The sequence below is a fragment of the Methylobacterium sp. E-046 genome (genome assembly GCF_022829625.1).
GTDB classification, from domain to species: Bacteria; Pseudomonadota; Alphaproteobacteria; order Rhizobiales; family Beijerinckiaceae; genus Methylobacterium; species Methylobacterium longum.
This window is the reverse complement of the sequence record NZ_JAKSYP010000161.1, coordinates 1-11799: the sequence shown is the minus strand read 5'-3', so window position 1 is coordinate 11799 and position 11799 is coordinate 1. Positions and strand designations below refer to the sequence as shown.

Sequence of the window (11799 nt, the reverse complement as noted above, 5' to 3'; positions counted from 1 at the left end):
GCCCCGCGGGTCTAGGGTAGGCACAAGCACCGGCTCTCGAAGCCCAACGCACCCCTCTCAGGCGAGGAATCCCCATGAACGCCCCGATGCGCCCCCCGGGCAGCGCCTCCCCGTCGGCCCCGGCCTCCCCGAGCTTCGTCTGGGATGACCCGTTCCTCCTGGAGGACCAGCTCACCGAGGACGAGCGGGCGATCCGCGACGTCGCCCAGAGCTTCGCGCAGGAGCAGCTCCTGCCCGGGATCGTCGAGGCCTACGCCGACGAGAAGACCGATCCGGGCCTGTTCCGGAAGATGGGCGAGCTCGGTCTCCTCGGCGTGACCCTGCCCGAGGAGTACGGCTGCGCCGGCGCCTCCTACGTCGCCTACGGGCTGGTGGCGCGCGCCGTCGAGGCGGTGGATTCCGGCTACCGCTCGATGATGAGCGTGCAATCCTCCCTGGTGATGTACCCGATCCACGCCTACGGCTCGGAGGAGCAGCGCAAGAAATTCCTGCCGAAGCTCGCCTCGGGCGAGTGGATCGGCTGCTTCGGCCTCACCGAGCCGGATGCCGGCTCGGACCCGGCCGGCATGAAGACCAAGGCCGAGAAGATCGACGGCGGCTACCGCATCTCCGGCGCCAAGATGTGGATCTCGAACGCCCCCTTCGCGGACGTGTTCGTGGTCTGGGCGAAGTCGGACGCCCACGAGGGCGCGATCCGCGGCTTCGTGCTCGAGAAGGGCATGAAGGGCCTGTCCGCGCCGACCCTCAAGGGCAAGCTGTCGCTGCGCGCCTCCACCACCGGCGAGATCGTCATGGAGGGGGTCGAGGTCGGCGAGGACGCGCTGCTGCCGAACGTCTCCGGGCTCAAGGGGCCGTTCGGCTGCCTCAACCGGGCGCGCTACGGCATCTCGTGGGGCGCCATGGGCGCCGCCGAGGATTGCTGGCACCGCGCCCGCCGCTACACGCTGGAGCGCAAGCAGTTCGGCCGGCCGCTCGCCCAGACGCAGCTCGTCCAGAAGAAGCTCGCCGACATGCAGACCGAGATCACCCTCGGTCTCCAGGCCTCACTCCGGGTCGGGCGGCTGATGGACGAGGGCAAGATGGCGCCCGAGATGATCTCGCTGATCAAGCGCAACAATTGCGGCAAGGCGCTGGATATCGCCCGCACCGCCCGGGACATGCACGGCGGCAACGGTATCATGGGCGAGTACCACGTGATGCGCCACGCCCAGAACCTCGAGACGGTGAACACCTACGAGGGCACCCACGACGTCCACGCCCTGATCCTGGGCCGGGCGCAGACGGGGCTGCAGGCGTTCTTCTGAGATCTAGCAGCCGCCTCCCACCTGCGCCCTTATCCTGAGGCGCGGCGAGGCCGCCTCGAAGGCGGGCTCCAGGGATCGCAGCGGCATCTGGAAGCCTCCTTCGAGGCCTCCGCTGCGCTCCTCACCTCAGAATGCGGGCGCGGGCGGGATATATCGCAGCAAGGAGGACGGTTACTCCCCGCCCTCCTCCCCGGCCAACGACCATTCGAGCACCCGGGCGAGGTGATCGTAGGCCCCGTACTTGCTCGCGAATTGCGGGTAGGGCCGGGCCGTGTAGGCCGCCTCGCCGGTCATGAACCGGGCGACCAGTCCCCGCAGGCGCTGGGCGTGCTCGGCCACGATCGTCGGGACGTCGCGCGCCTCACCCCGGGGCGGCTTCACGGGGATCGGCAGGAACGGCTTCCGGCCGCCCGAGGCGTGGACGTAGAGCAGGTCCGGCGTCGCCGTCACGGCCGGCAGATCCGCGAAGGCGCCGTGCATCAGCATCGCCGCCTCCAGGGTGAGCTGCGGTGAGAAGCCGGAGAAGATCATCTTCCCCGAGGGCGGCGCGCCGGTCTTGTAGTCGACGATGCAGGCGGTGCCGTCGGGGCGCATCTCGATCCGGTCGGCCCGCGCGCGCAGCGTGAAGGTCTCCCGCCCCATCGGGATCACCCAGCGCCCGGAGACCTCGGGAAACACCCGGGTCAGGCCGGGCCGGCGCTGCGCCTCCCAATCGAGATAGGACGAGGCCATGCGCTCGTAGCGCGGCCACCACTCGGCGTAGAGGTTCGGATACTTGGCCTCGATATCGGCGAAGGCGTTCACCGCGAGGTTGAGCAGCCGCTCCGCCGGATCCCGCGGCAGGCCCCCGGAATGGCGGCCGGCGAATTCCGCGAAGACGTCATGCACCAGCGAGCCGCGGGTGGCGACGCCCGGCGCGGCCGCCAGGGGGTCGAGGGGATCGAGCCCGAGCACGTGGCGGGCGAAGATGCTGTAGGGGTCGCGCACCAGCGTCTCGATCTCGGTGACGCTGAGCGAGCGCGGGAACAGGGCCGGATCCGGCTTCGGCGCGGGGCGCTTCAGCCGAGGCTGCGGCGGGGCCGCGTCGAGCCGGGCCGCGCAGTCGGTGAAGCGGCGCCCCGCCTCCAGCACGGCCTCCCACCGGGTGTCGCCCGAGAGCGCGCGCAGGCGCTGGATCAGGCGTGACGGCACGGTCGGCGCGCCCTCGCGTTTCAGCGCGCGGGTGATCACCGCGTCCCGGCAGCCGAGCGCCTGCACGAAGTCGTGGGCCATCTGGCCGATGCGGCGCTCTGGCGGGTTGAGGCCGACCCGCTCACGCATCGGCCGGTTGAGGAACGCGTCGGTCAGCGTGCGCACCGGCCAGACGCCCTCGTCCAGGCCGCCGAGCACCACCCGGTCCACCGACAGGAGGCGCGCCTCCAGCAGGCCGAGGATCCGCAGCCGCGGATGCGGCGCCTCGCCCGTGCAGGCGACCGTTCGCTCGCGGGCGAGCGCCGTGAAGAAGGTAGCGTAATCGTCGAACCGCCCCGGCATCAGGCCGGGCTCGGCCATCTCCAGGTCGTCGAACAGGGCGTCGAGGCAGGACAGGGACCCGTCCATGTTCTCCTCGGGGGCGTCCTCCGGCCCGGCGATCAGCCGGTCGCAGGCCTCCCGGTGACGCGCGGCCGTGGTGACGAGGTCGCAATCCCCGGCGCCGTCCGGACCCGGGAAGTCCCGGAACACGAGGTCCAGCCGGTCGAGCAGGTCGACGGCCAGCTCCCAGTCGATGTCCTTCAGGCGGCGTTTGGCCCGGGGCCGGTGCTCGGGTGGGCCGGCGCGCTCGGCCGCGAGGGCATCGCGCAGGCCGCCGAAGCCCGCGGCCGGGACCGGACCGCGCAGCAGGCCGATCTCCAGGGCCGCGGCCCCGCGCACCACGTCGGCGCGCGGCAGGCCGAGACGCACCATCGGGTGCGCGAGCAGGGCGATCAGCCGGGCCGGGATCGCGTCCGCCTGATCGCGGGCGAGGTCGGCGGCGAGTTCGGCCGCGAGCCGCGCCAGCCGGCCGGCCGGGCTGCCGGCGAGCGCCAGCCCTGCGGAATCCTCCGCCACGATGCCCCAGCGCAGCAGTTCGACGGCGACCCGGCCGGCGAGTCCGCGGTCGGGCGTGACCAGGGCCGCGGTGGCGCCGGGCGTCTGGAGCGCTTCGCGCAGCGCCACCGCCGCCACCAGCGCCTCCTCGCGCTCGTCGGCGGCCTCGGCGAGCGCCACCCCGTCGAGGCCGTGGCGCGCGGTGGCGTCGCGCGCCTCCGGGTCCAGGGCAGCCCAGGCGTCGGTGGTGTCGGCCGGTCGGAGGGCCTGCGACAGCAGCGCTGCCCGGGCCGCCTGGCCGGGATCGGGCTCGTCGAGGGCGACGATCGCCGCGCGGTCGAGGTTCAGGTTCTCCGGCCCGAGCAACCGGTGCAGCACCGCCTGCGGATGGCCGTGGGCGATCACGCGGGAGAAGCCCTCGCCGGTGTCGATGCCGTCCCAGCCGGCGGCGTCGAGGTCGAGGTCGAGGCCCGGCAGCACCACGGCGCCCCGCGGCAGCTTCGCCACGGCGGCGATCAGGCGGGCGGTGGCGGGAACGGAGCCGAGGGAGCCCGCGACGATCACGGGATCCGGCGTGGCGCTGCGCGACAGGCGCCGCTCCTCGGCGAGGAGGAGGCCGCGGGCGCGGGCGACGGGATCGGCGAGGCCCCGCTCGGCCAGCAGCTTGGGCCAGTTCTCCGCGGCGATCTTCACGAAGTCGAGGGTCAGGCCGAAGTAGCGGGAATACTCGGCCTCGACGGCGGCGCCGATCTCCGACCAGGGCAGGCCCTCGACCGTGAGGGCGTCCATCAACCGCTCGAGATCGCCCGCGAGCCCGACCGCGTCGGCGGGGGAGGACGGCACCAGGAACGGCACCTCGGCGTTCAGCGGCAGCAGGGTCCGGTCGACGGTCTTGGCCCAGGCCTGGACGAGGCGGGCGAGGATCAGGCGGCGCTCCAGCGGCGGCATCGGGACGCTGAGCGGGTCGGCGTTGTCCTCGAGCAGCGGCTCGGCGGCGAGGTCGAGCTCCGCCTCGTCGGCCTCGCCGAGGGGGATCATCCGGGGGAGAAGCGTGGCCTGTCCGGGCGCGTCCCGGCCGAGGCTGTCGGCCAGGATCGCGGCGAGCGCCCGGGCGGCGCGGCGGGTCGGCAGGTAGATGGTGACCGCGGCGAGCGCCAGCGGGTCGTCGGCCACCGGCCCGACGAGCCGCCCGGAGAGGAGCGCGGCGGCGAGCGTCGGCAGGAACGGGACGCCGCGGGAGATGGTGAAGACGGCCTGACGGGCGGGCATGGGGGGCTTCTACGCCCACCGCGGGATCACGGACAGGGGGCGATGGGCCGCCGCGGCATCCGGGACGGCGGCGGCTCGCCTCCCCCAGGCGCCCAGGGCGGCGCGCGCCCGCGATCGACCGCGCCGCTCAGCGGCCCGCCCCGGCCGCGGCGCCGTAGCCCGCGCGCCGGCCGAACACCACGCCGGAGGTCAGCCCCGACCCGCCCGGATAACCGTTGAAGAACACGCCGCCCACCATCTCGCCGCAGGCGTAGAGCCCGGCGATCGCGCTGCCGTCGGCGCGCGTCACGGCGCCGTCGTCGCCGACCTCGACCCCGCCATACGTGAAGGTGATGCCGCCCGTGACCGGGTAGGCCTTGAACGGCCCGGTATCGATCGTCTGCGCCCAGTTCGACTTCGGCAGGGGGAGCCCCCGGGTGCCGCGCCCGTCCTTCACGGTCGGGTCGAACGGGACGGCCTGGTCCACGGCGGCGTTGAACGCCGCGATGGTGTCCTTGGCCGCCGCCGCGTCGAGGCCGTCGAGCGAAGCGAGGAGGCCGTCCAGGGTGTCGGCCTCCACGAAATGCGCGTCGTGGAAGCGGTATTCGCTGTAGAGCAGGTGATCGACCTTGGCGTCGAAGATCTGCCACGCCACGTGGCCGGGCTGCTCCATGATCGAGCGGCCGAACTGCGCGTAGGTGTAGTTGCGGAAGTTCTGGCCCTCGTCGACGAACCGCGCGCCGTTCGCGTTCAGCATCAGCCCGAGGAAGTAGCAGATCTTCCGGTAGTGCTTGCGCTCCCCGTGGGGCAGGTCGAGGTTGCCGTAATCGGGCGTGTGCAGGTCCATCGGCGTCGCGTGGCAGCCGCCGTAGAAGCCGTGCGCCTTCGCGCCCAGCGCCAGGGCCATCTCCAGCCCGTCGCCCTGGTTGTGCGGCGTGCCGCGGACCCGGGCCTTGTCCCAGCCTTCGCCGATGAAGCGCGTCCGCAGGGCGGCGTTCGACTCGAAGCCTCCGCAGGCCAGCACCACGGCCCGGGCGCGGAACGCGCCCTGCGGCGTCTCCACGCCGACGACGCGGTCCTCCTCGACGATCAGCCCGGTGGCCGGACAACCGTAACGGATCTCGCCGCCGGCGCCGGTGAAGGCCTCCAGCTCGGCGCGGGCGAGGCCGAAGCCCTCGTCGTGGGTGGCGAGGGTCAGGCCGCCCCAGAAGACGAAGCGCCCGTCCTTCTCGAAGGATTGCCGGGAATAGATCGGCTCGAACTTCACCCCCTGGGTCGCGAGCCAGCGCAGGGCCGCGCCGCTCTCGTCGATCAGGATGCGCTGCTCGCGCGAGAGGGGCCGCCCGTCGTTGAAGCCGAGGAGGTCCTCCTCGAACTTCTGCGCCGTGTAGGCGCCGAAATCGGTGCGCGGCAGGCGCGGATCCTCGGGGTCGACCAGTAGCGGGATCAGGTCGTCGTTGCCCGCGTAGACGAACCGCATGGCGCCGGCCGTGTAGGCGGTGTTGCCGCCGGCCAGATCCCGCTCCGCCTTCTCGATCATCAGCACCGACGCGCCGCGCTCCAGGGCGGCGAGGCCCGCGCTCATGGCGGCGTTGCCCGACCCGACCACCACGACATCCCACGGCCCTTCGCCCGGACGCTGCATCGCCGCCTCTCCCTCGCTGCCGTTTCGCATCCGGATTGTATACGCCTGTATGCAATATTGCGCAACCGTTCCGGAACGGTCGGTTTCACGCTATGGCCACCGCGAGGAGAGCCGGGATGAAGGCCAGCGACGCGGAGCGCTCCAGCGGCGCCGGCGCCTACGAACGCCTGCTGCGGGCGATCGAGGAGGGCGAACTCGCGCCGGGCAGTCGCCTGCGCGAGGCGGACTTGGCCGAGCGGTTCCAGATCAGCCGCACACCGGTGCGCGAAGCCTTGGGCCGGCTGGAGGCGCAGGGCCTCGTCGCCCACGAGCCCCACCGCGGCGCCAGCGTGGCGCAGCTCGATTACGGGCAGGTCAGCGAGCTCTACGATCTGCGCGAGGTGCTGGAGGGGACGGCGGCGCGCCTCGCGGCGATCCACGCCAGCGCGGTCGAGACGGAGATCCTGGAGGAGATGGTCGCCCGCGACCGGACGCTCCTGGGCGACGCGTCGGCGCTGGCACGGACCAACCGCCTGTTCCACCGCCAGATCCACGGCGCGGCGCGCAACCGCTTCCTCCAGGGCACGCTGGAGACGATGCGCCTCTCTCTGGTGCTGCTGCCGGGGGCCACCACCCTGTCGGCCCCCGACCGCGCCGCGGAGTCACTTGCCGAACACGACGCCATCGTGGCGGCGATCCGCGCGCATGACGGCGACGGCGCCGAGGCCGCGGCCCGGGCGCATATCCGGGCCGCCTTCAAGGCCCGGATCCGGATCTGGCAGGAGAGCTGATCGCGCCTCAGGCGGGGGCGACGACCCGGGCGGGCGCGGCTCCGCCCCGGAACAGGGCCAGGGTCGCGATGATGCCGCAGGCCGCGGCCGCCATCAGCCAGTAGCTCGGCGCCGCCCGGTCGCCGGTCTGATCGATCAGGTAGGTCGAGACCATCGGGGTCGCGGTGCCGAACAGGGCGGTGGCGAGGCTGTAGGCCAGGGAGAAGCCGCTCGCGCGCACGTGGGCCGGCACCACCTCGGAGAGCGAGACCACCATGGCGCCGTTGTAGACGCCGAAGAAGAACGAGAACCACAGCTCGACCGCCAGCATCTTGCCGAAGGTCGGGTCGGCCACGAGCCAGTGCAGCGCCGGGTAGGTCGTCAGCAGCGACAGGGTCGAGATCGTCAGCAGCACCGGCTTGCGCCCGATCGCGTCGGAGATGGCCCCGCCCACGGGCAGCCAGATGAAGTTGGTGATGGCGACGCACAGCGTCACGATCAGGCTGTCGGTCTCGGTGAGCTTGAGGACGTTCTTGCCGAAGGTCGGGGTGTAGACGGTGATCATGTAGAAGGTCACCGTCGTCATCGTGGTCAGCATCATGCCGAGCAGCACGATCCGCCAGTTAGCCGCGACCGTCGCCAGGATCTCGCGGGTGCCGGGATGGTGGGTCCGCTTGGCGAAGGCCTGCGTCTCCTGCAGCGAGCGCCGGATGAAGAAGATGAACGGCACGATCAGGCAGCCGACGAGGAACGGGATCCGCCAGCCGAAATCGCCGATCTGCTGCTTGGTCAGGTAGGCGTTCAGCCCGTAGCCGATGATGGCGGCGAACATGATCGCCACCTGCTGGCTCGCCGACTGGAACGACGTGTAGAAGCCGCGCCGCTGCGGCGTGGCGATCTCGAACAGATAGATCGAGACGCCGCCGATCTCGACGCCGGCCGAGAAGCCCTGGAGCAGGCGGCCCGCCAGCACGATCAGCGGGGCCGCGATGCCGATGGTCCCGTAGCTCGGGCAGAAGGCGATCAGCACCGTGCCGCTCGCCATGATCGCCAGGGTGACGATCAGGCCCTTCCGGCGGCCGATCCGGTCGATATAGGCGCCGAGCACGATCGCCCCGAGCGGCCGCATCAGCGCGCCGAGCCAGAACGTGCCGAAGGTCAGCAGCAGCTCGGTGGTCTCGTTGCCCGCGGGGAAGAACGCCCGCGCGATGTAGGTGGCGTAGAAGCCGAACAGGAAGAAGTCGAACATCTCCAGGAAATTGCCGCTCGTCGAGCGGAGGATCGCGCCGATCCTGGACTTGAGGGTCGCCTCGACGGCACCCGGATCTCCGGCCATGTTGCCATTCTCCCCGTGTGCCGGTCAGGCACCGATCCATTTCATCGCGATTATGGTCCCGGTGACGGTCAGCGCGCCGCCGATGCGGGTGGCGATCTGCGCGAAGGGCATCAGCGCCATGCGGTTGGCCGCCGTGAGGATCGCGACGTCGCCGGTGCCGCCCTGGCCGCTGTGGCAGGCGTTCACGATGGCGGTCTCGATCGGGTACATCCCGAGCCAGCGCCCCACGAAGAAGCCCGTGGTCATTAGGGTCACCACGGTCGACACGATGGTGATCAGGTTCACCAGGGTGAAGGCGGCCATCAGCTCGTGCCAGGGGGTGAGCGCCACGCCGATGGCGAAGAGCAGCGGGTAGGTCATGGAGACCTGCACGAACTTGTAGACGACGAAGCCGCCGGCCTGGAGGTGGGGCGAGACGGCGCTGGCGAGCTTGGCGAAGACCGCCAGGAACAGCATGGCGACGGGGGCCGGCAGGCCGACCAGATGGTGGGCCATCACGCCCAGCAGGTAGAGGGTGATGGCCGTGAGCCCGGCGGCGCCGATCGTGGCCGGATCGATCTGGCCCCGCGCCGCCTCGGACTTGGCCTGCGCGTCGCTCGACTTGATGCCATCCGAATCGGGCTGGAGCCGTCCCTCGCCGGTGAGGTGGGGATATTGCTTCCCGATATAGTTGAGCGTGCCGGACAGGATGATCGCGGTGAGAGACCCGAGCATCACCGGCGGCAGCACCTGCGCGAAGACCACGCCCTGCTGCATCCCCAGGATCGCCGCGTAGCCGATGGAGAGCGGGATCGCGCCCTCGCCGACGCCGCCCGCCATGATCGGCACGACGATGAAGAAGAACGTCTTGTAGGGGCCGAGGCCCAGCAGCGTGCCGACCAGCGTGCCGACGAGGGCCGCCGCCACCGAGCCGATCGCCAGCGGCGCGAAGATCTTGAGGAAGCCCTTGATCAGGACGTCGCGATCCATGCCGAGGATCGAGCCGACGATGATGGTGGCGATGTAGATGTAGAGGAAGTTGGTGAACTTGGTGAAGTCGGTGATCGCCTTCACCATCTGCGGCGGCACCAGGGCGTAGTAGACGAGCGCTGAGGGGATGAAGGTCGCGAAGATCGCGCCGGCGCCGATGTTCCTCAGGATCGGAATCCGCTTGCCGATCTCCGCGCAGGTGAAGCCGCCCATGACCAGCACGGCGATCATGGTCGGCCCGTCGGGCTTGATCTCGCCCTCCTGGACGAGGACGGCGAGGAGGATCGCCAGGATGAGGTAGACCGGGAGCGGGATGATGCCGATCTTGGTGTCGACGAGGCGCCACCAGCGCTCGGGCCAGAACCGGGCCGCGCGTCCCTCGGCCGACCGGCTCTCGGCCGTGGCGGGCGTGGGGCTTGTGGTGGCCGTGCCGGTCATGCGTTCCCCCGAACATCCCCCCACCGCGCACGGGCCGTTACGGGTTCCGGAACGCCATCGCGCTCGCGCCCCGTCGAGGTCCGCATGACCGGCGGAATAAAAGTGACATTCGGCGTATCAGCGCCGCTCAGGGGCGGCAACGCGTTCTGGAACAAAGCGCGCGACCTGTTCCGAAGACGCGGATTAAAGACGCGCCTTCCACCCTCGCACCTTCGCACGCGCGGGCCGCCCGCTCTCCCGTCCGCCGATGCCGGGGCGCCCCCCCGCGAACCGGTCGACCCTCCCCGGCCCCGTCGCAGGCCGCGGCCTGAGGCCGACGGGCGGCTCGGGTCAGGAGGCCGGAACCCCGCACCCGACCGCCCACGAAAAGGCCCGGCGCGGAGCCGGGCCGGGACAGCCGCCCTCTCGCGAGGACGGCGGCACGGGCACCGGCGCGGAGACCCGAATCCCCGCGGCGATGGCTCCGATCAGAAATCGCGCTGGACGCGGACGCGGACCATCGAGGCCGAGTCCTGGGTCGCGGTGCGCGGCACGAAGGTGCCGTTGTTGATGCCGGCGACGTTGGAATAGGCCGTGGGGCTCTTGTCGGTGTCGATCGCCCGGCCGCTCTTCAGGCCGATCTGCGTGTAGAAGGCCTCGACGCCGATATCGAGGTCCTTGACCGGCGACCAGATCACGCTGCCGCCCGCCACGAACTGGTAGGTGTCGCGCAGGGCTTGGCTGAGCTGGTAGAACCGGCTGCCAAGCACGCCCACGGCGTTGGCCCCGAAGGCGTTGGCTCCGTTCGGGTTCACGAGGCTGAAGATCGCGCCCTGGGCCCGGCGCGCGCCCTGCGCGAAGTTCTGCTCGCCGTAGGAGCCGAAGAAGGCCGAGCGCCATTCCGGAGACCAGTAGTGGAGGTAGGCCGCCGTCACGGTGACGCTCTGCGAGGTCTGCAGCTGGCCGGTGAACGGGTTGATCGTGGCATCCGCGAAGTACTGGGCGAACTTCTGCCCCTGAATGGTCGCTGTACTCTGCGTGTACGAGCCGGTGTAGGACGAGTATCCGGTGTAGAGCTGCGCGCCTTCGCCGTAGGCACCCTGCAGGTAGAGGGCATCGCCCGGCGCCACGAAGGGCGTGTTGACCTTCAGGCCGCCCTGAACGGCCCAGCCCAGCACGCTGTTCGTGTGCGGCAGGCTAATGTTGGAGCCGCTGCCGGTCCCGGCGCCGTTGCCGACGTTGCCGACGTTCAGCTCGTGCGAGGCGGCCGACACCTGGGCGGAGCCCCAGGCCTGGTCGAGGCGCAGGGCGCCGACGAAGTCGGGCAGGCGCTCCCGCTGGATCGCGTCCACGAAGCCGTAGCGTGACGGGAAGCCGTTGGTGTACCCGATGAAGACCGGAACCGGCGAGTTCGACAGGGCGAAGTTCGCGACGTTGGTGTTGACCGTGACGCCCGCCGGATTGACCGTCGGGGAGAAGATCGGGGTGCGGCGGAAGACCGGGTCCTCGACCGAGAGCGTCGCCGACAGGCCGTTTCCAGCCGTCACCGTGTAGGCGAGCAGGTTGGTCGAGGCGCTGTCCGACCCGAGCGTGCCGCCCCCCAGCTCGAAGTCGTGGGCGTAGAAATCGAAGAACGAGGAGGCGCGACCGGCGGTCAGGCCGGCGAACTGGATGAATGCCTTGTCGACGTTGGCGAATTGCTGGTCGCGGCCGTAGCTGTCGATGCCGAGGCCCGGATAGGCCTGTCCGATGCGCTGCTGGGTGCCGGATTGGCCGATGCCGGCGTAGCCCGTGCGGGCGCCGGCGTCGAGGCGCACGAAGGCGCGCAGGGTGCCGTAGCCGGTCTGGGTGCGGGCATCGAGGTTGATGCGCATCCGGGTGCCGTAACCCGCGGTGTCGCCACCCTGGTTGAACTGGCGGGTGTAGGCGGTCTGGTAGCCGCCCTCGAACCGCGCGCGGCCGGAGAGGCGCAGGCAGGTGTCGGTGCCGGGAATGTAGAAGAAGCCGGCGCCGTAGGTGGAGCAGACGCGGACGTACTCGATCGGAACCGCCTTCTTGACCGGC

General features: G+C 71.1%; 7 protein-coding genes. 2 read left to right on the top strand and 5 right to left on the bottom strand.

Features of this window, described 5'->3' with window-relative positions:
• Positions 1-74: 74 nt before the first annotated feature.
• Positions 75-1304, top strand: a complete 1230-nt coding sequence (locus MKK82_RS14655) for an acyl-CoA dehydrogenase (RefSeq protein WP_238289844.1) — start codon at positions 75-77, stop codon at positions 1302-1304.
• A 171-nt stretch (positions 1305-1475) separates the two neighbouring features.
• Here the strand turns inward: MKK82_RS14655 and addB are convergent, their stop codons facing one another.
• Together addB and tcuA are read right to left on the bottom strand one after the other, a co-directional pair.
• Positions 1476-4640, bottom strand: coding sequence for a double-strand break repair protein AddB (gene addB / locus MKK82_RS14650; protein ID WP_243986153.1), 3165 nt, complete (start codon positions 4638-4640; stop codon positions 1476-1478).
• Positions 4641-4767: 127 nt separating this feature from the next.
• A complete protein-coding gene (gene tcuA / locus MKK82_RS14645; protein ID WP_238289842.1) occupies positions 4768-6264 on the bottom strand; it encodes an FAD-dependent tricarballylate dehydrogenase TcuA in 1497 nt (498 codons plus the stop codon).
• 116 nt (positions 6265-6380) lie between these two features.
• Here tcuA and MKK82_RS14640 point away from each other — a divergent pair, with 116 nt between their 5' ends.
• Entirely contained in the window at positions 6381-7034 is a 654-nt protein-coding gene (locus MKK82_RS14640; protein WP_238289841.1) for a GntR family transcriptional regulator, read from the top strand.
• A gap of 7 nt (positions 7035-7041) precedes the next feature.
• Here the strand turns inward: MKK82_RS14640 and MKK82_RS14635 are convergent, their stop codons facing one another.
• From MKK82_RS14635 to MKK82_RS14625, 3 genes are all read right to left on the bottom strand, one after another.
• Positions 7042-8349, bottom strand: coding sequence for an MFS transporter (locus tag MKK82_RS14635; RefSeq protein WP_238289839.1), 1308 nt, complete (start codon positions 8347-8349; stop codon positions 7042-7044).
• A gap of 24 nt (positions 8350-8373) precedes the next feature.
• Complete coding sequence (locus MKK82_RS14630) at positions 8374-9756, bottom strand: 2-hydroxycarboxylate transporter family protein (RefSeq protein WP_238289838.1); 1383 nt, start codon at positions 9754-9756, stop codon at positions 8374-8376.
• A gap of 467 nt (positions 9757-10223) precedes the next feature.
• Positions 10224-11799 (bottom strand): porin (locus tag MKK82_RS14625; RefSeq protein ID WP_243986151.1); only part of this gene is annotated, 1576 nt, incomplete at its 5' end.